The organism is Novosphingobium sp. (genome assembly GCF_036820275.1).
Classification (GTDB): domain Bacteria; phylum Pseudomonadota; class Alphaproteobacteria; order Sphingomonadales; family Sphingomonadaceae; genus Novosphingobium.
Genome location: NZ_DAISLT010000038.1, coordinates 19281 through 42299 on the forward strand (window position 1 = coordinate 19281; position 23019 = coordinate 42299).

The 23019-nt window shown below is 64.8% G+C and carries 21 protein-coding genes and 4 tRNA genes (1 of these 25 cut by a window edge); 9 read left to right on the forward strand and 16 right to left on the reverse strand.

The genetic code is table 11. From position 1 onward, the window contains the following. The 3 genes from V7066_RS22645 to V7066_RS22655 all read left to right on the forward strand — a co-directional run. Nucleotides 1-52, forward strand: a tRNA-Glu gene (locus V7066_RS22645); it begins 123 nt to the left of the window's first position. Nucleotides 53-89: 37 nt separating this feature from the next. Next, nucleotides 90-164: transfer RNA gene (locus V7066_RS22650), tRNA-Glu, on the forward strand. A 36-nt stretch (nucleotides 165-200) separates the two neighbouring features. Continuing rightward, a tRNA-Glu gene (locus tag V7066_RS22655) sits at nucleotides 201-275 on the forward strand. 32 nt (nucleotides 276-307) lie between these two features. On the opposite strand, the gene V7066_RS22660 is transcribed toward V7066_RS22655, so the two are convergent. The 3 genes from V7066_RS22660 to V7066_RS22670 form a co-directional block, all read right to left on the reverse strand. Continuing rightward, nucleotides 308-1027, reverse strand: a complete 720-nt coding sequence (locus V7066_RS22660; RefSeq protein WP_334185230.1) for an extensin-like domain-containing protein — start codon at nucleotides 1025-1027, stop codon at nucleotides 308-310. 43 nt (nucleotides 1028-1070) lie between these two features. After that, on the reverse strand, nucleotides 1071-1268 hold the full coding sequence (locus V7066_RS22665; protein ID WP_334185231.1) for a hypothetical protein: 198 nt from the start codon (nucleotides 1266-1268) through the stop codon (nucleotides 1071-1073). A gap of 219 nt (nucleotides 1269-1487) precedes the next feature. Next, on the reverse strand, nucleotides 1488-3005 hold the full coding sequence (locus V7066_RS22670; protein WP_334185232.1) for an amino acid permease: 1518 nt from the start codon (nucleotides 3003-3005) through the stop codon (nucleotides 1488-1490). A gap of 200 nt (nucleotides 3006-3205) precedes the next feature. On the opposite strand from V7066_RS22670, the gene panB reads away from it, so the two are divergent. Beyond that, nucleotides 3206-4075 (forward strand): 3-methyl-2-oxobutanoate hydroxymethyltransferase, encoded by an 870-nt coding sequence (panB, locus tag V7066_RS22675; RefSeq protein ID WP_334185233.1) that lies wholly within the window; start codon nucleotides 3206-3208, stop codon nucleotides 4073-4075. A gap of 47 nt (nucleotides 4076-4122) precedes the next feature. On the opposite strand, the gene prsR is transcribed toward panB, so the two are convergent. The 8 genes from prsR to efp all read right to left on the reverse strand — a co-directional run bounded on the left by prsR (nucleotide 4123) and on the right by efp (nucleotide 13182). Further along, on the reverse strand, nucleotides 4123-5499 hold the full coding sequence (gene prsR / locus V7066_RS22680) for a PEP-CTERM-box response regulator transcription factor (RefSeq protein WP_334185234.1): 1377 nt from the start codon (nucleotides 5497-5499) through the stop codon (nucleotides 4123-4125). A 2-nt stretch (nucleotides 5500-5501) separates the two neighbouring features. Then, a complete protein-coding gene (gene prsK, locus V7066_RS22685) occupies nucleotides 5502-7625 on the reverse strand; it encodes an XrtA/PEP-CTERM system histidine kinase PrsK (RefSeq protein WP_334185235.1) in 2124 nt (707 codons plus the stop codon). Continuing rightward, on the reverse strand, nucleotides 7622-9007 hold the full coding sequence (locus V7066_RS22690; RefSeq protein WP_334185236.1) for a TIGR03013 family XrtA/PEP-CTERM system glycosyltransferase: 1386 nt from the start codon (nucleotides 9005-9007) through the stop codon (nucleotides 7622-7624). Before V7066_RS22690 ends, prsK begins: the two co-directional genes overlap by 4 nt. 171 nt (nucleotides 9008-9178) lie before the next feature. Continuing rightward, nucleotides 9179-10498, reverse strand: a complete 1320-nt coding sequence (locus V7066_RS22695; RefSeq protein ID WP_334185237.1) for an amidohydrolase — start codon at nucleotides 10496-10498, stop codon at nucleotides 9179-9181. Nucleotides 10499-11130: 632 nt separating this feature from the next. Further along, a tRNA-Leu gene (locus tag V7066_RS22700) sits at nucleotides 11131-11214 on the reverse strand. A 75-nt stretch (nucleotides 11215-11289) separates the two neighbouring features. Then, nucleotides 11290-12105: an inositol monophosphatase family protein gene (locus V7066_RS22705; RefSeq protein WP_147215175.1), complete on the reverse strand. Its 816-nt coding sequence runs from the start codon at nucleotides 12103-12105 to the stop codon at nucleotides 11290-11292. A 43-nt stretch (nucleotides 12106-12148) separates the two neighbouring features. Continuing rightward, the gene (locus V7066_RS22710; protein WP_334185238.1) at nucleotides 12149-12619 is read right to left on the reverse strand and encodes a hypothetical protein; all 471 of its coding nucleotides are present in this window, start codon (nucleotides 12617-12619) and stop codon (nucleotides 12149-12151) included. Further along, nucleotides 12619-13182: an elongation factor P gene (gene efp / locus V7066_RS22715; protein ID WP_147215179.1), complete on the reverse strand. Its 564-nt coding sequence runs from the start codon at nucleotides 13180-13182 to the stop codon at nucleotides 12619-12621. Before efp ends, V7066_RS22710 begins: the two co-directional genes overlap by 1 nt. A gap of 106 nt (nucleotides 13183-13288) precedes the next feature. On the opposite strand from efp, the gene V7066_RS22720 reads away from it, so the two are divergent. After that, the gene (locus tag V7066_RS22720; RefSeq protein WP_334185239.1) at nucleotides 13289-13720 is read left to right on the forward strand and encodes a hypothetical protein; all 432 of its coding nucleotides are present in this window, start codon (nucleotides 13289-13291) and stop codon (nucleotides 13718-13720) included. 110 nt (nucleotides 13721-13830) lie between these two features. Here V7066_RS22720 and V7066_RS22725 read toward each other — a convergent pair whose 3' ends face one another. The 3 genes from V7066_RS22725 to V7066_RS22735 are packed head-to-tail and all read right to left on the reverse strand — an operon-like array spanning nucleotide 13831 to nucleotide 16717. After that, the gene (locus tag V7066_RS22725; protein WP_334185240.1) at nucleotides 13831-14634 is read right to left on the reverse strand and encodes an SDR family NAD(P)-dependent oxidoreductase; all 804 of its coding nucleotides are present in this window, start codon (nucleotides 14632-14634) and stop codon (nucleotides 13831-13833) included. Then, on the reverse strand, nucleotides 14616-15572 hold the full coding sequence (locus V7066_RS22730) for an acyl-CoA dehydrogenase family protein (RefSeq protein ID WP_334185241.1): 957 nt from the start codon (nucleotides 15570-15572) through the stop codon (nucleotides 14616-14618). Before V7066_RS22730 ends, V7066_RS22725 begins: the two co-directional genes overlap by 19 nt. After that, the gene (locus V7066_RS22735) at nucleotides 15572-16717 is read right to left on the reverse strand and encodes an acyl-CoA dehydrogenase family protein (RefSeq protein WP_334185242.1); all 1146 of its coding nucleotides are present in this window, start codon (nucleotides 16715-16717) and stop codon (nucleotides 15572-15574) included. The genes V7066_RS22730 and V7066_RS22735 overlap by 1 nt, the downstream gene beginning before the upstream one ends. Nucleotides 16718-16907: 190 nt before the next feature. Here V7066_RS22735 and V7066_RS22740 point away from each other — a divergent pair, with 190 nt between their 5' ends. From V7066_RS22740 to V7066_RS22755, 4 genes are all read left to right on the forward strand, one after another. Beyond that, the gene (locus V7066_RS22740) at nucleotides 16908-17222 is read left to right on the forward strand and encodes a Rieske (2Fe-2S) protein (protein WP_334185243.1); all 315 of its coding nucleotides are present in this window, start codon (nucleotides 16908-16910) and stop codon (nucleotides 17220-17222) included. Between the two features lie 262 nt (nucleotides 17223-17484). Then, nucleotides 17485-18660 (forward strand): acyl-CoA dehydrogenase family protein, encoded by a 1176-nt coding sequence (locus tag V7066_RS22745; protein WP_334185244.1) that lies wholly within the window; start codon nucleotides 17485-17487, stop codon nucleotides 18658-18660. Beyond that, a complete protein-coding gene (locus V7066_RS22750; RefSeq protein WP_334185245.1) occupies nucleotides 18657-19658 on the forward strand; it encodes an acyl-CoA dehydrogenase family protein in 1002 nt (333 codons plus the stop codon). The genes V7066_RS22745 and V7066_RS22750 overlap by 4 nt, the downstream gene beginning before the upstream one ends. 76 nt (nucleotides 19659-19734) lie before the next feature. Then, on the forward strand, nucleotides 19735-20679 hold the full coding sequence (locus V7066_RS22755) for a cation diffusion facilitator family transporter (protein ID WP_334185246.1): 945 nt from the start codon (nucleotides 19735-19737) through the stop codon (nucleotides 20677-20679). A 189-nt stretch (nucleotides 20680-20868) separates the two neighbouring features. On the opposite strand, the gene V7066_RS22760 is transcribed toward V7066_RS22755, so the two are convergent. Continuing rightward, nucleotides 20869-21891, reverse strand: a complete 1023-nt coding sequence (locus V7066_RS22760) for an alpha-ketoacid dehydrogenase subunit beta (protein WP_334185247.1) — start codon at nucleotides 21889-21891, stop codon at nucleotides 20869-20871. Next, entirely contained in the window at nucleotides 21888-22886 is a 999-nt protein-coding gene (locus tag V7066_RS22765) for a thiamine pyrophosphate-dependent dehydrogenase E1 component subunit alpha (RefSeq protein WP_334185248.1), read from the reverse strand. The genes V7066_RS22760 and V7066_RS22765 overlap by 4 nt, the downstream gene beginning before the upstream one ends. Nucleotides 22887-23019: the final 133 nt, after the last annotated feature.

Consider the following 23019-nt stretch of genomic DNA (forward strand, 5'->3'; position numbering starts at 1 on the left):
ACGCGGCCCTTTCACGGCTGAAACACGGGTTCGATTCCCGTAGGGGTCACCATTTCGGTGGTGCGTGGATGCAGATAAAATGGCTTAACGGCCCCTTCGTCTAGCGGTTAGGACGCGGCCCTTTCACGGCTGAAACACGGGTTCGATTCCCGTAGGGGTCACCATTTTTCGCCACCTCAGTGTGGTCTGCGCTGGCTTAAGGCCCCTTCGTCTAGCGGTTAGGACGCGGCCCTCTCACGGCTGAAACACGGGTTCGATTCCCGTAGGGGTCACCAGCAGCATTTCCGGCTTTCGGGCCTTTCCCAAATCAGCGGCACGCTTTCCAACCCGCCATCCGGCGCGCCTGGTCGAGATGCAGATGGTCTGCATGGGCTGCGTTGTAGTCCGGCGAGAGCACCGTCGAGAAACTTTTGCAGGCCGAATCGCGCACCGCGTGGAGGAAGGCCGCTTCCTCGGTATCGCCCCTCCAGCCTTTGCGAAGCGTGATTCGGCGACCGTTCGCCAGCACGAAAGCCGAGACATCGATCGCATTGCCGGTCGCGTGCTCGCTCCAACTGCCTATGTTGCCGTTACCGATACGGCGGCAGTTGTAAGTGCCGAGTTGCTCGATCCTGACGACCTTGCTCGAGAATATCGCCTCCGCTTGCGGCTGAACGCCGTGTCGCAGCCACCAGGCCATCGCCGCATCGACGGCGCAGGCTGCCTCTGCCCTTGCCGGAGAAAGCGCGACACCGGCCGCTTGGGGTGCCGCAACAAGCTTGCGGTCGTCACGGCGGCACTCACCTTTGCCCAGCGGCGGGAGGGCTGTAGGCGAGATCCCGCTGCGCTCCAGAAAGGCACGGCAGAGATCGCGGTCGCCGCGAAGCGCTGCCAGTTTGCGCGGGGTCGCCCAGCCCGGCCTCTCGTCCAGCGACAGCGGCGCCCAGAGATCGTAACCGGGATGCTCCCGCAGCCAGCCTCGCCCGGCCAGCAGGATGCAGGCGGCAAGGAGCAGGGCCAGAACGATGCGGTCGAACGGAAAGGACATCGGGGGAAGCAACGCGCGGCGATCCCGCTTGCTCCGCAGGCGGTCACTCCATCATCGCGAAGAGCGCCCAGGCGAGCGCGGTAGCTCCGCAGAACAGCGGCCAGGACCAGTAGAGTTCATGCCCCTGATAGAACGTATGCGTGATCGACAGGACGCCTCCGCTCGAACCTTGCGAGCCGATGACCGTGGAAACGATCCAGCTCAGCAGGAAACCTGGGATCAACGCCTTGATAGCCGACATGATGGTGCCCGATTTTTTTGGATAGACCTGTCGGAATTATCGCAGCCATAGGTAAATTTCCCCTTATTGGGCCGAGGGACAAGCCTGTGGGTAACCTCTGGATATCATGGGCAACAGCGGTGGATGCCTTGGTGAAAACCACGGCATATCTCCGCATCCAGACAAAGAAAAAGGGGAGCACGATGGCTCCCCTTCTCCGTTTTGCACTGAAACGTCCTATCAGACCGGCGGAACCGGCTGCGGCGGCGCGTCGGCGTCGACCTCGTGGGTCTCGACCAGCCCACGACCGACATGGCTGCGCGAGCGGCTGTAGGTGTAATAGACGAAGAGACCGAGGATCGCCCAGGCGACGAACAGCCCAATGGTCTGTGGCGAAAGGCTGAAGAACAGGTAGATGCAGCCGAGGATCGCCAGCGGCGCGGTCAACATGATGCCCGGCGTGCGGAACGGACGCTTGCGCGTCGGATCGGTCTTGCGCAGCACCATGACCGCGATTGACACCGCCGCGAAGGCGAACAGCGTTCCAGAGTTCGACACGTCCGCCAGCAGGCCGACCGGGAAGAATGCCGCGAACAACGTCACGAACAGTCCGGTCAGCATGGTGATCACATGCGGCGTGTGGAAGCGCGGATGCACTTTCGAGAAGAACTCGGGCAGCAGGCCATCACGGCTCATGACGAAGAAGATGCGGGTCTGGCCGAACATCATCATCAGGATGACCGAAGGCAGCGCGATGATCGCCGCCGCGCCAACGAGCCAGCCGACGAACGGATAGCCGACCTGGCGCAGGGTCCAGGCAAGGGCTTCCTTCGAGCACACGACCGCATTCTCGTGAATGGCGGCGCAGGCCTGCGAAAGCTCCGGCGTGCCCGGCGAAAGCGCTGCGCCATTGGCGCCGAGCACGGGCTGCGCGCCGACGGTGCCGATCACGCCCGAAGCCACCAGCATGTAGAAGATCGTGCAGATACCCAGGCTGCCGATCAGGCCGATCGGCATGTTGCGCTGCGGGTTCTTGGTCTCTTCGGCAGCGGTCGAAACCGCATCGAAACCGACATAGGCGAAGAAGATCGAGGCGGCAGCGCTGGAAATGCCCGCGAAGCCGAGCGGGGCGAACGGCGTGAACTGGCCGCTCCGGATGACCGGGATCGTCAGGACCACGAACAGGGCCAGCGCCAGGATCTTGATGCCCACGAGCACCGCGTTGACGGTGGCGCTTTCCTTGGTGCCCTTGATCAGGAGAGCAGTAACCGCCGCCGCGATCAACATCGCGGGGATGTTGATGAGACCGCCGTCGAAAGGTCCACGCACGAAATCGAGCGGGATATGCATTCCGAAGCTGCTGTTGAGCCAGCCGACGAAGTAGCCCGACCAGCCGACCGAAACCGCGCCCGCGGCGATTGCGTATTCCAGGATCAGGGCCCAGCCGACCATCCAGGCGACGGTTTCGCCCATGACCGCATAGCTATAGGTATAGGCGGAGCCCGAAACCGGGACCATCGCCGCCATTTCGGCGTAACAAAGTGCTGCCACGCCGCAGACGAAACCGGCGATGACGAAGGACAGCATCATGCCGGGACCGGCTTTTTGCGCTGCTTCGGCGGTGAGAACGAAAATGCCCGTGCCGATCACGGCACCGATACCGAGCATGGTCAGCTGGAAGGCGCCGAGCGACCTGTGAAGAGATTTCTTTTCCGCTGTAGCCAGAATGGCGTCGAGCGGTTTTACGCGTCCGAACATGCGTGGACCCCCGAATTTTTGTATGGCGCGACGCTAGCGGGCTGCGTGGGCATGGCAAGCCCTATTGCCACAGGTTCTTCACAATTGCGGATTCGTACGCGAACAAGCCTCTTCCTGCGGCTTCGTGTTTGCTTCTTCTCGCAATCGGCAATGAAAATGCTCTTTTGCGCATCTTCCAACCCCGCGCTAGAAGCGTGTCCATGTCCACCACCTTCCAGCTCGACACCGCGACCAGTCGCGCCAATCCCACCCCCGCGCCGATGAAGCGCCTGACGGTTCCGTCCATCCAGCGCCGCAAGGTCGAGGGCAAGACGACCGAGCCGCTGGTCATGCTGACGGCCTATACCGCGCGGCAGGCCCAGCTTCTCGACGAACATTGCGATATGCTGTTGGTCGGGGATTCGCTGGCCCAGGTGATCTACGGCCTGCCCTCCACCCTGCCCGTCACGCTCGACATGATGATCGCCCACGGCGCCGCCGTCGTGCGCGGCAGCTATCACTCGCTCGTCGTCGTCGACATGCCTTTCGGTTCCTATGAAGGCAGCCCGCAGCAGGCCTTCGCCTCGGCCTCTCGCCTGATGGCCGAAACCGGCTGCGCCGCCGTGAAGCTCGAAGGCGGCGAAGCCATGGCCGAGACGATCGCCTTCCTCACCCAGCGCGGCATTCCCGTCATGGCCCATATCGGCCTGACCCCGCAGGCGGTGAACGCACTCGGCGGCTACGGCGCGCGCGGCCGCAGCCAGGAAGAACACGCCAAGATCATCTCGGACGGCAAGGCCGTCGCCGGTGCAGGCGCCTTCTCGGTCGTCGTCGAGGGCGTGCTCGAACCGATCGCGATTTCGCTCACCCATAGCCTCGACATTCCGGTCATCGGCATCGGCGCTTCGGCCGAGTGCGACGGCCAGGTGCTCGTCGCCGAGGACATGTTGGGCATGTTCGACCGCGTTCCGCGCTTCGTGAAGCGCTATGCCGACATGGCCGGACTGGTCTCGGAAGCCGCCGCGAAATATGCCGAGGAAGTGCGCGCCCGCAGTTTCCCCGGATCGGAACAGACCTACCAGCCCAAGTAAGGCACCAAGGTTGCGAGAGCCTCCGGACAGCGAGGCTCTCGCCCGCTTCAGTTCTGCAGATCGTACTGCTTGAGCAGGTCGTAGAGCGTCGGCCTGCTGATCCCCAGCATCTTGGCGGTGCTGGAGATATTGCCCTCGCTACGGGCCAGGGCGTGGCGGATGACCTTGCGGTCTGCCTGCTCGCGCGCGGTCTTCAGATTGAGCGCGTTCGCGACCTGCTCGTCCGGATCGGCGAGATCGAGATCGGCGGCACCGACGAGCTTTTCGTCCGCCATGATGACGGCGCGCTTCACCCGGTTTTCCAGTTCGCGCACATTGCCCGGCCAGCCCCAGGCGTCGATCGCCGCGAGCGCATCGGCCGCGAAGCCGCGCACGCCGGGATTCATTTCCTTGGCATAGCGATGCAGGAAGGCCTTCGCCAACAAGGTCGCGTCGCCGGGTCGTTCTGCAAGGCCGGGAATGCGCACGACGATTTCGGCCAGGCGATAGAACAGGTCCTCCCGGAAGCGCCCCTCGGCGATCATCGTTTCGAGATCCTGGTGAGTGGCGCAGACGATGCGGGTATCGACCGGAATGGATTCGCGCGATCCGACCCGCTCGATCACCCGTTCCTGAAGGAAGCGCAGCAGCTTGACCTGAAGCTGAAGCGGAATGTCCCCGACTTCGTCGAGGAACAGGGTGCCGCCGGCGGCCTGCTCGATTTTGCCGGGGGTGGTCTTGACCGCGCCGGTGAAAGCGCCCTTCTCGTGGCCGAAAAGCTCGCTTTCCAGGAGGTTTTCCGGGATCGCCGCGCAATTGATCGCCACGAACTGCCCCTTGGCGCGTCCGCTCGCCTCATGCAGGCCCCGCGCGAGCAGTTCCTTGCCCGTGCCGCTGGCGCCGAGCAACATGACCGAGACATTGGTATTGGCCACGCGCTCAATCGTGCGCGCGACGCGAACCATCTCCGGCGCCGCGGTGATCAGGCGCCCGAGCACTTTCTCGTCCTTTTCCACCCGCGAGGCGAGACGGCGGTTCTCATCCTCAAGCCGGTGAAGCTGCAGGGCGCGGCGCACGATATGCCCGAGCGCATCGATGTCGACAGGCTTCTGGTAGAAATCGTAAGCCCCGCGCGCGATCGCCTGCAAGGCCGATTCCCGCGCGCCATGGCCAGAGGCGACGATCACCTTGGTATCGGGCTTGAGTGCCATGATCTCGTCGAGCACGGCGAAACCCTCGGTGGTGCCGTCGGGGTCAGGCGGCAGGCCCAGGTCCAGCGTCACCACGTCCGGCATTTCCGAACGCAGCAGGGCCAGCGCCGTCGGGCGATCTCCCGCCACGACCACCTCGAAGTCCTCGTAGGCCCATTTGAGCTGCGCCTGGAGACCGGCATCGTCCTCCACGATAAGCAACTTCGGAAGAAGCTTGGGTCGGGCCTCGGTCATTCTCAGGCTACCTTCTGGTCCTTGCGGACGCTGTCTTGCTGGATGTCGTTCGAAAGGGCGAGCGGGATCCGGACGATGAAGCGCGAGCCCAGTCCTTCGCGCGATTCCACGTCGAGCCGCCCTTTCATGCCCCGCACCAGTTCGCGCGCCTCGAAGGCGCCGATGCCGAAGCCACCGCTCTTGGTGGAGACGAAAGGCTTGAACAGGCGGTGGCGCACGAATTCGGCGGACATGCCGCAGCCGGAATCGACGACCTCGAACCGGGCATGGAGGCCCTCGGCAGCCAGCGTAAGAAAGACCGGCCTGTCCGGCTTGCTGGCATCGACGGCGTTCTGGACGAGATGGACCAGGACCTGCTCCAGCGAATGGGCATTCGCCGTCGCGATCAATTCCTGCGCTTCGGTCAGGACGACCTGCCCGCCAAAACGCCGGACGACGCCGCGTGCGACGTCAGCGGCGCGGACCGGTTCGAGACGGTCCACCGCGCCGCTGCCGTAGCGCGAAAGCCGGGTCAGCAGCGCGTTCAGCTTGTCCGATGAATTGCGCAAGGTGACGAGCATGTCGGCACGGAATTCCGGCTTCTCGGCATGAAGCTCGGCGTTGCGGGCGAGCAGGCTGAACTGGCTGGCGAGGTTCTTGATATCGTGCATCACGAAGGCGATGCGGCGGTGGAAATCCTCGAAGCGGCTGGATTCCGCCAGCGCCTCCTGGCTGGCATTCTCGGCGAGGTAGCTGGCAAGCTGCTGGCCGATCACGCGCAGGAGGTCGAAATCCTCCCAGTCGAACTTGCGCGCCATCGACGGTCGCGCCAGGACGACCATGCCGACCAGACGGTCGTAATGGACCAACGGCACCAGCGCCCAGGCGCGGCGCTCACCGCCGAGCCACTCCGGCACCTCGACATCGAGACCGCGCGGGGTCCGGCCTTCGCGCAAGTCGTCGAGATCGGCGATATGGCCGGACTGCTCGAACGGTGCGAGCGCCGACAGCGGATAGGCGGTCGCGGGCACGTCAACGTCCGGCCAGTTCCAACGCGCGGCTAGCGTGAGATCGCCCTGCTCGTCAGGCGTCAGCAGCAATCCGGCGGGACTGTCCGTGATATCGGCCACCGACTGGACCACGCGCTCTTCCAACGGCAGCCCGCGGTCGTCGTTGCTGCCGATGGTGCGGGTGAAGCGCAGCCACTCCTCGCGGTAGTCGTAGCGGTGCTGGAAGAAGTGCTTGGCCAGGATCACCTTGAGCCAGCTTCTCACCCGGCGCGAAGGCAGCACGACGAGGGCAAAGGCGCTGGCAAGCGTCAGGAAGGCCATCTCGATCAGCCGCGCGAAGTCGCCGCCAGCATAGGACAGCCACTGCGCCACCGCCACCATCGCCACCAGATAGACGCCGATAACAAGCAGCGAGAAGGTCTGGAAAGTCACCGCCCGCGAAGGCTTGAGCCGCAGTTCATCGCGGTTTCGCGAGGCGGCGATGGCGAAGCAGGCGGCCAGTGCCAGCGCGGCTGCGCCCCGCAGCGCGCCTATCTCGCCCGGCCAACTACGCGCGAGATAGGCGACCGTGTAGAGATTGAGATCGAACGACCAGAGCACCGCCAGGCCGACTGCGGGCCAGCGCAGGCCGGCACGCATCTCGCGCGGGGCTCCGGCATAGAGATTGTGCACGAGCACCAGTCCGCCGACCGTCACCAGCAGACGCAGCATGACTTCGATATCGAAGCCGAGGCTGACCAGCCCCCGCTCCATCGCCACCGAGGACAAGGCCAGTATCATCCCGAGATGCAGCAGTTCGACGAAAGCCAGCGCGAAAATCACCGGACGGATCGGCGCGAGACTGGAATGGCGCCCGTCGCCTGCAAAGAAGCGATGGATCACCACCAGCCAGGCCAGATTACGCAGACTTTCCGCCACCGAGGCGAAGATCGGGACTTCCGCCGTCACCGCCGCAGCGGCGGCGATGCACCAACCCGCGGTGAAGAACAGCGCGGCGACGGTGGCGATCCCCGCCTCCGCCAGACGCGCGCGCCGGGGCCAGAGCCACAGGCCGACACTGGCAGCGCCGATAGCGCCGGTCAGGTCGAGAATGACGCCCACCGTGCCCCACAGGCCGAAACCGTCGGAGAGGCTCATCGCGCCCCTTCGCTCCACAGCACGACGCGCAGGGTCTGGAGAATGATGATGAGATCGAGAAACGGCGTGTAGTTCTTGGCGTAATAGAGGTCGTATTCCAGCTTGTGCCGGGAATCCTCGATCGAGGCGCCGTAGGGGTAGTTGATCTGCGCCCAGCCGGTGATGCCGGGCTTCACCATGTGGCGCTCGGCGTAATAGGGTAGCTGCTCTTCGAGTTCCGACACGAACTGCGGGCGTTCCGGGCGAGGGCCGACGAAGCTCATCTCGCCCTTGAGCACGCTCCAGGACTGGGGCAGTTCGTCGATGCGGGCCTTGCGGATGAAGCGGCCGATGCGGGTCACACGCGGGTCGTCCTTTGATGCCCACTGCGCGCCCGCGACTTCGGCATCGGTGCGCATCGAGCGCAGCTTGATGACGTCGAACGGCTCGCCGAACAGGCCGACGCGTTGCTGGCGGTAGAAGGCCGGACCGCGACTGTCGATCTTCACCAGCAGCGCAAAGAGCAGGATGACCGGCGCGGTCAAGCAGAGCGCCACGCCGCTGACGACAATGTCGAACAGGCGCTTGGCCACGCTGGAAATTGCGCGGCCCGAAGAAAACCCGTCGGAAAAGATCAGCCAGCTCGGATTGACGGTATCCAGATCGACCCGGCCCGTCTCGCGTTCGAGGAAGCTTGAGAACTCGTTGACGTGGACGCCCGTCGTCTTGATCCGCAAGAGGTCCTTGAGCGGCAGGGCGTTGCGCCGCTCCTCCAGTGCGAGGACGACTTCGGTGACGCCGAGATTGTCGACGAAGCGGGTCAGGTTGTTGATCGCCGCGCGCGAGATTGCTTCCTCGACCACCGCCGTGCCGTCGCTCATGGCCACGTAACCGACAATCACGAAGCCGCTTTCGCGCCGCTCCGCCAGATCGCGCAGGCGCTGGGCGCGATGCCCGGCGCCGAGCACCAGAACCCGCCGCCGGAAGGCCGATGTGCCGAGGAAACCGCCCAGAACGAGGCGATTAGCCACCAGCAGCACGATCGCGAAGGCCATCGCGTAAGCCAGTGTCGAGCGCCAGAAATTCTGCGCGGCAAAGATGAAATCGACGAAAGCCAGTGCGATAACGCCAAGCGAAACCGCTACTAGCAGGCGCGCGGCGGCAAACCGCATCGAGCGCAGGGCATCGGCGCCATAGACCCCCACCGCGACCATCGACAGCGAGATGACCAGCGCAAAGCCCCCGTGCAACGCCAGGCGCGTACCGAGATCGCCGGGATCGATGCCGATCTGATCGGCCCTGAGCCGCCAGGACAGCTCGTTCGCCCCGACCAGCAGGAGCATGTCCACCAGCCACAGCAGCGCCACCGCATGGGGGATGTAGTGTTTGAACAGGCGAATCATCGTCGCTTGGCGCCACTCTCCGTGCCGAAAACCGGCAATGCCGTCAGCCTAAGCCCAAGGCGTAAACTGTCGGTGAATCTGACAGCCGCGGCAGCCCCGGAATATCAGGATATGCGCCAAAGCCGTTGATATAACTTGGAAGTTTCTGATTTTCCTACAGTTTCCAGCCCGTCACTTCTTCGGCATGAGGCGCAGGGTCGTTAACGTCAGCGCCTCGCTGCCCGAGGCGATCACCTTGTCGGCCTGGGGCGCCCAGAACGGGCTGTGGAGCGAGGGCAGCGCCGGACCGCCCGCCTTCGCCGCCGCGATCTTCTGCGGATCGGCACCGCCGACCCAGAAGATAATCGACTTGATGTGCTCCTCGTCCGCGCGACGAAACTCGCCGAAGTCCTCACCGCCCATGACCGAAGGGGTGACGACGACATTGCCGTCTCCCATCTTGGTCTTGAGGTCAGCCACGGCTTCCTGCGTGAACTCGGGCGAGTTCCAGGTCGCGCGGGTGTAAGGCTCCTTCACCGAGACTTCGGGCATCAGCGTGTCGGGCAGGCCGGAGGCGATCGCCTCACCGCGCGCGATCCGCCTGATCCCATCGAGCAGGTGCGCGCGGGTCTCGTCGGAATAACTGCGGACCGTCAGCTCCAGTTTGGCCTGATCGGAAATGATGTTGTGCTTGGCTCCGGCGTGGAACGATCCCACGGTCACCACGGCCGGGTCGAGCGGACTTGTCTCGCGGCTGACAAGTGTCTGCAATTTCATGACGATCGAGCTGGCCAGGACGATCGGGTCCTTGGTCGCCTGCGGATAGGCGCCGTGGCCGCCCAGGCCCTTCACGAGGATGTCGACGCTGTCGACATTGGCGAGCGCCCAGCCCACCGCGGCGCCGACCTGCCCGGCGGGAAGATCGGCCGAATCGTGAAAAGCCAGCGTGTAGTCCGGCTTGGGAAAGCGCGTGTAGAGGCCGTCCTTCAGCATTCCCACCGCGCCGCTGCCGACTTCCTCGGCAGGCTGGCCGATCATGACGAGTGTGCCCGACCATTCCGCCTTGCGCTTGGCCATGAGCCGCGCAGTCTCGATCCAAGCGGTCATGTGGGTGTCGTGACCGCAGGCGTGCATGATGCCGCTCTCGACCCCGGCGGTGGACACGCCGCGCTTCTTCGAGGCGAAAGCGAGGCCGGTCTGCTCGACCACCGGCAGTCCGTCCATATCGGCACGGATCAGGACCGTCGGCCCCTCGCCGTTCTTCAGCACCGCGACGATGCCGGTCTGGCCGACTTTCTCGGTTACGGTAAACCCGGCCTCCCGCGCTGCCTTGGCCATGATCGCGGCGCTGCGGACTTCCTGATAGCTCAGTTCCGGATTGGCGTGGAGATCGCGATAGATCGTCATCAGCCCCGGCAGGTCGCGCGCGATGCTGTCCGCCACCGGTTCGGCCTCTGCTGCCAGGGGAGAAAGGGCTATGGCGAGGCCGGAAACGGTGAGAAGTGCCTTCATGGCGCGCAGACTATGGAGGCGTGCCACTGCGGGCAACAGATTTCGTGAAATCTCAATACCCAAGCAGCGCCTGCGCTTCGAGCGGAACCAAGCCGGCCCATGCGAAAGGCTGCCTGTGCATCGCCGCGATCAAGCGCGTCGTCCCCCTCCGGACCGGAAATGGTCCGGAGGGGGAGATTTGGCAAACGCGCTTCCAGTAGCGACCCGAAGCGGCCATCCAAACACCTTGATGTCGATTCGCGCCCGCCTCGTCCTGCGAGAACTCCAGCGGGAGCGGAACTGCCGAAAGCGAGCCGATGGTCCTTGTGGCCATCGGTGTCCCGCAGCCTCGTTTCCTCGGTTCGGAACGCGCTTCCGGCAGACCTCGACGTCTATCGCAGCCCCGAGGGAACGAAGGACATGCCACCGCAAACCGGCGGCGGGATTTCAAGGTTGTTACCAATGTAGAAAAATTGGCGCGGGAAGCATCCGTTTTAACTGTTAAATTCCGTCCATTTCCGCGAGATAGGGACGTTCCACGCGATGTTTCACGGCATCGCGTTCACTATTGCACACAAATAGATCGATCCGGCCTCCGGGCACCAGACGCGAAAAAGCCGCGAAACCCGATCGGGTTCGCGGCTTTTCGTTTTTGGTGCCCCTGGCCCGACTCGAACGGGCACGCCTTGCGACAAACGATTTTGAGTCGTTCGCGTCTACCATTCCGCCACAGGGGCATCCCTGCTGCCGTTATCCTTGCGGATATCGGCACCGGCGCGGCTGACTTAGCCGCGCCTTGGCTTCGGCTCAAGTCACTTGAGCGCGTTTGCCAACAACTTGTGGAGACGCGAGTGCAGCGCGTCGTTGCCGGCGAGGATCTGCGTGTCGTGGATGGGCAGCGAACGGCCCTTCCAGTCGGACACGAAACCACCGGCCTCGCGCACGAGCAGGCAGCCTGCCGCCGTGTCCCAGGGCTTGAGGTCGGCTTCCCAGAAACCTTCGTAGCGACCGGCGGCCACCCAGGCGAGATCCAGCGCGGCCGAGCCGAAGCGGCGGATGCCCGCAACCTGCGGTGCCAGCGCGTGATAGATCTTGGTCCACTCGCCCGCATCGCCGTGACCGGCGAAGGGAATGCCGGTGGCGATCACGCTCTCGTCGAGGTGACGGCGCGACGAGACGCGCAGGCGCTTGTCCTGGAGCCAGGCGCCGCGGCTCTTCTCGGCCCAGTAGGACTCGTCCGTTACCGGGTTGTAGATCAGGCCCGCGGTGACTTCGCCCCAGCCCTTTCCGTCCAGGCGCGGTTCCTGCACGGCGATCGAGATCGCGAAGTGCGGGATGCCGTGGAGGAAGTTGGTCGTGCCGTCGAGCGGGTCGACGATGAAGCGCGGCTTGTCGGGATCGCCCTCGATCTCGCCCGCTTCCTCGAAGAGGTAACCCCATTCGGGACGCGCCGCACGCAGTTCGTCCCAGATGGTGCGTTCCGAGGCCTGGTCGGCCTTGGAGACGAAATCCGCCGGTCCCTTGCGCGAGACCTGGAGGTGCTCGATTTCGCCGAAGTCGCGGCGCAGGCGGCTGCCCGCCTTGCGGGCCGCCTTTTCCATGACGCGAATGAGACCGGAGATGGCCATAAAACTTACCTTGTCCTTCGAGGTCCGGCCGTAGCCGGTCTGATTATCGGCCCTGCGGCGCGGGTTGTTGCGGAGTGGCGGGGGCGCCGGGAGCAGCGGGGGCACCGGTGGCAGGTGCCGTCGGCTTGTAGCCGCAGATCGCCACCATGGCGCTCAGCAGTTCGGTGGGGTTGTCGCGGCTGATCTTGCCGGGATTCTCGGCGATCACCTTGTCCATCGATTCGCTGATCTTCTGGAGCGAGTTGTTGTAGATGCAGCCGACGAGCGCCCCCTTGGCCGGGGCCTCCACCTTTTCGGACTGGAGGCCGCTGATCAGCACTTTCAGGTAGAGCATCGCGGTCTCCACTTCCGGAGAAGCGGCGTGCGCCCCCGCAGCCGGAGCTGCGGCGGGCTTGGTCGAAGCTGCCTTGGCAGGCGCCTTCTTCGGCGCAGCCTGAGCCGGAACGGCCAGGCCCAACGCCAGGGGGCCTGCCGCCAGGGCAGCCGCAGCGATGATCGACGCCAGCCCGCGCATCAGTCGGCCTTCTTCACGTACGACTTCTCGTAGACGTCCACGACGATGCGCGTGCCGCTTTCGATGTGCGGCGGCACCATCACGCGCACGCCGTTGTCGAGCACGGCAGGCTTGTAGCTGGACGAGGCGGTCTGGCCCTTCACCACGGCATCGGCTTCGACGATGACGGCTTCGACCTGTTCCGGCAGCTGCACCGAGATCGGGCGCTCTTCCCAGAGTTCGAGCAGGACCTGCATGCCGTCCTGAAGGAAGGCCGCGGCATCGCCCAGAAGGTCGGCGGGGAGCTGGATCTGCTCGTAGGTTTCGATGTCCATGAACACCAGCTGGTCGCCCTCGACATAGAGGAACTGGAAGTCCTTGGTGTCGAGACGGACCTTTTCGACGGTGTCGGCGCTGCGGAAGCGAACGTTGGTCTTGCGGCCGTCGATGAGGTTCTTCATCTCGACCTGCATGAAGGCGCCGCCCTTGCCCGGCTGGGTGTGCTGCGTCTTGGCAACCTTCCAGATGCCCTTTTCGTATTCGAGAATGTTGCCGGGACGAATGTCGACGCCACTGATCTTCATGGGATGAACCTTAAGATGGGAAAGAGCCGGTATTACCGAAAGCATGCGCCCTTAGCCGAGGAGACTGCCTGTGGCAATTGCTTCGCGCCGATGCTAGCGGTTCGTCATGATGCGCGCCCTTCGTAACGCTCCGTTCGCCGCCCTCCTCCTCGCCGCCGCTGCGGCGAGCGCCAGCCCGGCACCGCCGCCCGTTCCCGGCGGCCCGATCGGGACGATGGAACTCGGCCAGTACAATTGCGAGCGCGACGGGACCGCCGGCGGTCCGGTCGGCCTTCGGCTGCCGCAATACGACTTCCGCGCCGTGACCGGCTCCAACTACAAGACGCCGGACGGCGTGCGCGGCAGCTATCTGATGACCGGCAGCCAGATCCTGATGACCGGCGGCGAACTCAAGGGCACCCTTCTGCATCGCACTTCGAAGGGCTTTCTGCGCCATGTCGGCTCCGACGGCGCCGATACCGATGTGCGCTGCATCCTGACCAGAAGCGGCCGCGGTCCGCTCGATCCGTCCGGAAACGTCAACGAACCGGATAGCTGATCGCCTCGGCGGTTTGCCCCTCTCCCGATCCGCCCCAGCCGGAGCGAGTCCGTTGCGCCGATGGATGATTCTGAGGGGCTGTGGGGCTGAACGCCTCCGCTCCCTAGAACTCACATCGAAGGGGCATAACCGCCGTTGAGCGGATAAGTCTGCCCGGTGATCCATTCAGCCGCGCCCGAGCACAGGAAGGTGACCAGGCCCGCAACGTCTTGCGACTTTCCGAAGCGGCGGATCGAATAGCGTGCCATGACCGCCTTCATATGGTCGCTCTGGGTGATCTCGGCGCGCTGTTCGTCAGGCATGTCGGGAAGCAGGGCGGAGAGCGACACGCAATTGGCAGTGACGTTGTAGCGTCCCAGTTCCTTGGCGATAGACCGCATGAAACCCTGCACGCCGGACTTCGACGAGGCGTAGACCGCCAGCCTGGGCTCACCCACGCGCCCCGAATCCGAAACGATGGTGACGATCCGCCCGCGCGCCGCCTCGACCATGTTGGGAATGAAGGCGAAGCAGCAGTTGTAGACGCCATAGAGATTGGTGCCGAGATAGCGCGGCCAGTTGGCGGGATCTTCCTCCCAGAAGTTCTGTGCCGGGCGGATCGAGGCGCCGGGACCGGCCATGCCCGCATTGTTCACCAGCACGGTTGCCGGACCGAGCTGCTCCGTGATCGCCGCATTGGCCGCCTGCACGGCGTCGAGATCGGTCACGTCGAACGGCACCGCCAGTGCAGGCACGCCCATGGCGCGTACTTCCGCTGCGACAGCCTCGGCGCGCTCCGGCACGAAATCGTTGACGGCAATGCCGCCCGCATTGTGCCGCGCGAGTTCCAGTGCCGTCGCCCTGCCCGCATTCTGACCGGCGCCGGTAACCACAGCCACCTGCCCGCCCAGATCGATCAGATCTTTTCCCTGCATCCTTGTTGCCCTTTCTCCGCATGCCCCCAGAGCGCCTCCGCCGCCGCCAGCCCCTGCGCTCCGCGTCCGCCCAGTTCGGCCGTCAGCAGCTTGAGCCGATAGGTCCACAAGTGCAGCGGATGTTCCAGCGTCATGCCCATGCCGCCGAGGAACTGGTGATAGTCGTAACAGACCCGCTTTGCCGCCTCCTGCGCATGAAGCAGCGCCATCGTCGCGTCGGCCGGGTCCTCGCTCGCGGCCGCGCGCATGGCGAGCCAGTAGGCCGTGTTCGTCACCACTTGCGCTTCGGCAAGGCGGTGTCGCATCGCCTGGAAGGTCGCCAGCGGGCGGCCGAACTGCTTGCGCTCGGACACATAGGTAACCACGCTCGCCAGCGCCGCGCCCAGCAGGCCCGCCGCTTCCGCCGCCATCGCGACACGCCATGCCCTGGTGATTTCGGCCGGATCGGCATCGTGCGCGGTCATCGTCTCGGGCAGGCCGGAAAGAAATGCCACCGGATAGGCATAGAGCGTATCCTCCTGCGCCGATGCGATAAGGTCCTCGCTCGCCGTAAAGCTGCGCACGCCGGAGGGGCCGACGACAACCACGGTCGCACCGGGACGCAGGAAGCGCAGCGGCCCCGAAGTGCGCCCTTCCTCCACCAGGCAAAGCGGACGCGGCAGTTCAGGATCGATCAGTGGACGCACCAAAGCGGACGCCGCCGCCTCCACCGCAAACGGCAAACGTGCCAGCTTCTCGACCACCAGCGCCGCGGTGACGGGACCGAGTTCCTCCACCGCCATGACATCGAGGAAACCGTTCTCCACCAAGGCGGCGTCGAGTTCTTCGCTCTCCAGCGCCAGCCCGGCATCATGCAGCGGCGCGTTGGCGAAGGGCCGGGCAAGCGCTTCGACGAAATCGAGGATCTGGGTCTGATCTTCATTGAGGGCAAGCTGCATCAGCGCGGCTCCCGAGGCAGTTCCAGCACGTCGCTGGCGATGATGTTGAGCTGGATCTCCGCCGAACCGGCAGCCACACCCGCAACGATGCCGCGCTGGTGGTGCATCTTGAGATAGGGCGACTTGCCCGCGAGCGCTTCGGGCAGGAACTCCACCACGAATTCGCAGACCGCCCGCTCGGCCATGACGGTTGCGTAGCGCGCGGAACTGGACTCCGCGCCGATCGCCAGCCCGTCCACACGCTTCTGGACCACGGCATAGTTCGCCGTACCCGCTGCCTCGCAAAGCGCCGCGCAGCGCGCTGCCTCGATACGGACATACTCGCGGGTGAAATCGCCGCGCTCCTGTAGCATCGTGACGGCCCGGTCGAGCGCGGCACGGGCCAGCGTGAAGCGGGGGATGCCCAGCCGCTCGTTGCGGAGCGAATAGGCGACGATCTCCCACGCCTGTCCTTCCGCGCCGAAGCGCGCGGTTTCGGGCACGGTCACATCGTCGAAGAAAACCTCGTGAATGTCGCCCTCACCGATCAGCGAGGGGATCTGGCGTACGGTGATACCCGGCGTGTCCATCGGCACGAGGACGATGGTGATGCCCTTCTTGCGGTCGTCGCTGGTGCGGGTCAGCAGGAAGCAGGTGTCCGCAAGGCCCGCATAGGAGGTCCAGATCTTCTGGCCGTTGATGACGTAGTTGCCGTCCTTCAGCACCGCGCGGGTGCGCAGGCTGGCAAGATCCGATCCGGCATCCGGCTCCGAGAAGCCCTGGCACCACAGCGATTCCCCGCGCGTGATCGGCTCCAGATAACGCGCCTTCTGCTCGGCGGAGCCGTACTTCTCCAGCGTCGGGCCGATCCAGTTGACGTTCATGTACTGCCCGCCGCGCGGCTCACCGGCGATCCACATCTCTTCGGACAGGATCTGCTGCTCCCACGGGCCGAGCCCCTCGCCGCCCATCTCTTGCGGCCAGTGCGGGAACAGCAGGCCGACTTCGGCCAGCTTCACGCAAAAGCCGCGCGCGAAAGCCGTCAGCGCGGGCGAGGCGGGGCCGTGTTCGGAGAACTTTTCCCAATCTTCCGGCAGGTTCGCATGCAGGAAATCCCGGATCTTGTGCCGGAACGCGTGCTGTTCCTCGGTCCATTCGAACTGCATGACATCCTTCGCCCTGGTTTTCCCACGGCGTTACCCAGCAGGCCATGCGCTCACAAGCAAAGGGCCAACGCCCCGGCGAAATCCAACGCGTCGCCCCCCGAACACCGCAAGCCTCATCGCGTCGGCGCTTGCCTGCGGGCCATCGGAAAGGGCAACGTGCGGACAGCCGAAAAGAGCAACCGGGAAGATGATGACCGACAAGACTTTCTTTGCCGCAGCCAGACTGGAAGACCTCCCTCCCGGTGCCAAGATCGTCGTGGAAGTGGGCGGGATCAGCGTGCTTCTCTGCAACACGAATGATCGCATCTTCGCCGTGCGCAACTTGTGCAGCCACGCCTACGAGACGCTGGAATGCGGGCGGATTCGGAACGGCTGGATATCCTGCCCGGTCCACGGCGCCCGCTTCGATCTGGAAACCGGCGCGCCGATCAATCCGCCGGCGACGATGCCGATCGAGACTTATGTCGTGCGGGTGGTCGGAGATTTCATTGAAGTGGAAGTGTGAAAGCAGGGGAGCATAGCCCCCCTGCACCCCCAAGACCGTCTTCGTAGCGCGCGACTACTCGTTGTGCGCTCCTTGCTGCCGAAGGCCTCAATGTCTCCCGGCTCACCGTGGGCGCAAAACGGTTAGGTCAAGAACAACGTAGACATTCCGCGGGTCTGGGGGATCATCCCCCAGAATTCCTCTCTTACCGTCTTCCCCGATATCGCCGCAGCGACCCGCCCCCGTCTGGACGCCCCGACGCCCCCTCGGCACAGACAGGGACATGACCAACGACCTAGAAGCCCTGCGCCGCGAAGTCCGCAGCTTCCTCGCCGCCGAAGCGCCCACCGGCTGGCGCGATGCCAGCCGCACGCAGGACGATTTCGTCCGCACCCAGCGGGACTGGTTCGCCAAGCTCGTCCGCGCCGGCTATGCCATTCCGCACTGGCCCGCTGAGTACCCCGGCGGCGGTCGTAGCCTGGCCGAACAGAAAGTGATTTACGAGGAACTCGCCGGTGCCGATTGCCCGCGCCTGCTGCTCTCGTTCGTGTCCACTTACCACGCCTTCGCCACGCTGCACGAATGCGGCAATGCGGAGCAGAAAGCCCGCTATCTGCCGAAAATCCTTGAGGGCGAAACGTGGTGCCAGGGCTTTTCGGAGCCAGGCGCCGGATCGGACCTAGCCGCGATCAAGACGCGCGCCGAACGGAAAGGCGACGTCTACGTCATCAACGGCCAGAAGGTCTGGTCGACGATGGCGCAGTTCGCGGACAAGTGCCTGCTGCTGGCCCGCACGTCGTCGAACGGCGTAAAGCAGGCGGGCATTACCTACCTGCTGATGGACATGAAGGCACCCGGCGTCACCGTCCGTCCGATCCACCAGATCCAGGGCGACGAGGAGTTCGCCGAGATCTTCCTCGACAACGTAGAAATTCCCGTCTCCGAACGTGTGGGTGAGGAAGGAAAAGGCTGGGCCGTGGCGCAGGCGACGCTCGCCTCCGAACGCGGGCTGACGCTGATGGAGCTGTCCTACCGCATGCGCGGCGCGCTCGGCCGGGTCGCCACTCTGATCCGGGAGCATGGGCATGAGGACGATCGCGGCGTGCTGCGCGATTTCGGTGCGCTGGTCACGCAAGTGGACTCGGTCTGCGCGATTGCCGACCAGTTTCTCGACAACCGCATCAACGGGATCGAGCGCATGGGCGACGCCTCCATCGTCAAGAACGCCTATAGCCGCGCGCTGCGGGCTTATTCCGCGCTGGGCCTTCGGCTGGGCGGCATGGACGAACAATACGTGGCGCCGATCACTTTCGGCGATCTCAATACCGGCAACTGGATGGCCGATTTCATGAATTCCTATGCCTGGACCATCGCCGGCGGCAGCGAGGAAGTGCAGCGCAACATCATCGCCGAACGCATGCTGGACATGCCGCGCGAGCCAAAGGGGTGGGTGCTGTGATCGAACTGAACGAACTCACCGACGCCGCGCAGAAGGCATTCCCGGCCGAGAAGCTCTCGCCCTCGCGCGATGAAAGCTGGCAACTCGCCGCAGAAATGGGCTGGCTGATGGTGCGCCTGCCCGAAGAGGACGGCGGCCTTGGCTTCTCGCGAGAGGCTTCGACCGCACTGCACCTTGAGATGGGGCGCGTGCTCTCCTCCATGCCGCTGATCCCGGCGCAGCTTGGCCTTCAGGCAATTGCCGTCAGCCACGGCTTCGCCGAACGCGCGGACTGGCTGGAGCGACTGGCCGGAGGCGAATATGCGCCGCTGCCGATGCTCTCCGCCAAGCTGACCGAGGGATCGGACGGCACCGTTTCCGGCACGATTTCCGGTGTATTCGAGGCGGACATGGCCGTCGCCGTGGTCGCGCAACTGCCCGGTGGCTATGCGCTGGTCCCGCTCGACGCGCCCGGTGTCTCGCTGGTCGAGCGGCCGATCTGGGATCCCAGTCGCCGCCTGTTCGACGTGGTTCTGGATGGATACGCCCCTGCCCTGACGCTCACTGATGCAGACGGCGCGAAGACGCTGCACGACCGGCTTTCCGGCGAAGCGCAACTCGCGATAGCCGCCGACTGTATCGGCGCGGCAGGCGCAGCGCTGGACATGACGATCGAATATATGAAAGTCCGTCGCCAGTTCGACCGGCCGATCGCGCTGTTCCAGGCCCTGAAGCACCGCGCCGCGGACATGAAGACCCGCATCGTCGTCGCCGAGGCACTGCTGTGGAAGCGCGTGCGGGACGGGAGCGCCAGCGTCACCGAACTCGCTGCCGCCAAGGTTCTGGCCGCCGAAGCCTTCCGCTTCGTGACCGAGGAAATGGTGCAGCTTCACGGCGGCATCGGCCTCACCGACGAGCATCCCTGCCACCTGTTCCTCAAGCGCGCACTGCTCAACCTGCAACTCTGCGGCAATGCCGACCTATGGAACGAGCGCGTAGGACGTCAGGCGCTGGCTTAAATCGGCGGGGCTTGCGCAACCTCGTGCGTGCAGTGACAGTTGGGACTCTTCGAATTCCCGAGGAACCACCCCGCCGATGGACCAACCCGACAGCGTCGCCGCGCACTTCAAGGCCAATATCGTGCTCTACGGCGCGCTGGCGGCCAACCTCGGCATTGCCGTCGCCAAGTTCGTGGCGGCCGGGATAAGCGGTTCCTCCTCGATGCTGACCGAGGGCGTGCACTCTCTGGTGGACAGCGGCAATCAGGTGCTGCTGCTCTACGGCCAGAAACGCGCCAGTCGGAAGCCGGACCCGACGCACCCGTTCGGCTATGGCCGCGAACTCTATTTCTGGGCCTTCGTCGTCGCCATCCTGATCTTCGCGGTGGGCGCGGGCGTGTCGATCTACGAAGGGATCGTCCATATAGCGGACCCGCACCCTATCGAGGACCCGACGCTCAACTATGTCGTCCTTGGCATCGCCGCGCTGATGGAAGGCGCATCATGGTCGCTCGCCGTGCGCGAGTTCAATCGCGGGCGCGGCGAACAGACCTGGTGGCAGGCGATCCGGCGCAGCAAAGACCCGACGGGCTTCATCGTGCTGTTCGAGGATAGCGCGGCGCTGATCGGCCTCGTCATAGCGGCAGTGGGTGTCTGGGCCTCGATCCACTTCGCCGACCCGCGTATCGACGGCATTGCCTCGGTCCTGATCGGCTGCGTGCTGGCAGGCGTAGCCATGCTGCTCGCCCGCGAATCCAAGGAGCTGCTGATCGGCGAGGCGGCCGATCCGGTGCTGATCGCGCAAATTCGCGAAGTGCTGGACGGACACCCCCGCATCGACGCGGTGAACCACATCCGCACCATCCATACGAGCCCGCAGGCCATCTTCGTCGCCATCAGCGCCGACTTCGCCGACGATCTCAGGATGGGCGATGCCGAAACGCTGATCGAGGAACTGGAGCGGCGGATGAAAGCCCTCTCCCCCTGGATCACATCCATCTACATCCGCCCGGAAAAGCGGGCCGATGCGATGGTCTGGTGACCCGCCTCCGCGCTGCGTGACGGGTCATTGGAGATAACGTCGTTCTATGAACGGCCAGAACGCAGGCGCAGGGCACACGCGCTCGATAATGCCAAGCGAAAGCACCGAGAGCGCCGCATCGCGCGGCGACACGAAAAGGCCCCCGCATCGCTGCGGAGGCCCTTCCGTTTCAGCAACGGCAGTACCGTATCAGCCCATGGCGACGAGGCGCTGGGCCTCGGCGATGATCTCGGGCGGCTGCACGAGGAAGGCGTCTTCCAGCTTCTTGGCGAACGGCACCGAGCAGTACGGCGCGCCAAGGCGGCCGACCGGGGCCTTCAGCTTGCCGAACAGCGTTTCCTGCACGGTCGCGGCGATCTCCGCGCCGGGGCCGAAGTTGCGACCCGCTTCGTGAACGACCAGCAGGCGCCCGGTCTTCTCGGCCGAAGCCAGCACCGTTTCCTTGTCCCACGGCGAGATCGTGCGCAGATCGATCACTTCGACCGAGACGCCCGCCCTGGTAAGTTCTTCATGGGCCTGCATGACGGTGAACATCATCTGCCCGTAGGAAACGATGGTGATGTCGCTGCCCGGCGCGACGACGTTCGCCTTGCCCAGCGGGATCGGCCCCTGGTTCACCGGCACGTCCATCGGCACGAACAGCGTCTTGCCGCTTTCGACGATGATGACCGGATCGGGATCCTGAATGGCCGAGAGGTAGAGCCCCTTGAAGTCGGCCGGGGTCCAGGGGATCACCACCTTGATGCCGGCGGTATGGCAGAACCACGCTTCATAGAAGTCGGCGTGCTGGCCGGCGGTCTGGTTGCCCGCGCCGGTGAGGGTGCGGATCACCATCGGCACCTGGCTCTGCCCGCCCGACATGAAGCGCAGCTTGGCCGCGTGGTTCACGATCATGTCCATGGCCACGGCCGTGAAGTTCATCAGCATGATCTCGGCCACGGGCTTGTAGCCGCCCATGGCCGCGCCGATGGCCGCGCCGATGATCGCCTGTTCGGAGATCGGTGTGGAGCGCACGCGCATGGTGCCGAACTTGGTGGAAAGCCCACGCGTGACGCCGACGACGCCGCCGCCTTCGTTATCGGCGATGTCTTCACCCAGCACGAGGACCTTGGGATCGGCCTCCATCGCTTCGAACAGCGCGGCATTGATCGCCTGAAGGCCGTTCATCTTCACGGTCTCGACGACCGGTGCTTCCAGAGTTTCAGTGCTCATGCCGGAATCTCCTCGGCAAAGACGTCGCGGCGCAGTTCGTCGTCGGACGGATATTCGCAGGCCATCGCGAATTCGATGGCGTCGTTCACTTCGGCCTCAACCTTCGCGGTCAACGCGTCGAGTTCTCCGGCCGTTGCCACGCCGTCGTCGATCAGCTTCTGGCGGAACTTGGGCAGCGGATCGTCCGCCATCGCCGCCGCCTTCTCTTCCTTGGTCATGTAGGCGTCGTTGTCGCCGAAGACGTGGCCCATGAAGCGGAAGGTCTTGCACTCAAGAAGCGTCGGCCCCTCGCCCGCACGCGCCCGCTCGATCGCCGCGTGGGCATGGGCGTAGACGTCGACCGGGTCGTTGCCGTCCACGGTATAGCCCGGCATGCCGTAGCCGATCGCGCGCTTCGAGATCTGGTCCACCGAAGTGCCGTTCTCGTAGCGGGTATGCTCGGCAAAACCGTTGTTCTGGCAGACGAAGATCACCGGCAGCTTCCAGACCGAAGCCAGGTTCAGCGCTTCGTGGAACGCGCCGATGTTGCTGGCGCCGTCACCGAAATAGGCGACGGTTACCTGCTTGGTGCCGTCCAGCAGCGCCGCCCAGCCGAAGCCGTTGGCGATCGGCATCGAGGAACCGACGATGCCCGTCGTCACCATCACGCCGGTTTCCGGGTGAGTGAGGTGCATCGGGCCGCCCTTGCCCTTGCAGGTGCCGTCGACACGGCCGCAGATCTCGGCCCAGAGCGGGCGGAGCGGCATGTCCTTGGCGACCATGTCGTGGATGCCGCGATAGATCGTGCAGATCTTGTCGTCGTTGTTCAGCAGCACCGAGATGGCCGAGGGAATGCACTCCTGCCCGCGCGCCGAGTAATAGGGCGCGGTAATGCGGCCGCGACGGATCTGGGTGCGGGTGGCGTCGTCGTTGCGCTCGATCCGGATCATCCGGCGATAGATGTCGAGCTGGGTCTTGGCGTCCGGGGTTGCCCGGTTCTCCAGTGTCTGGCTCATGATTCCTCTCTCGATCAACCCGATCGTTTCGGGCTGGCTGAACCCTAGTTCAGTACGCCACCCGGCAGCGCGCACAAGAGGAGGCCGGACCGCCCCGGCGTTATCGGCCTGCGGGCGCCGCAAGATCGCCGCG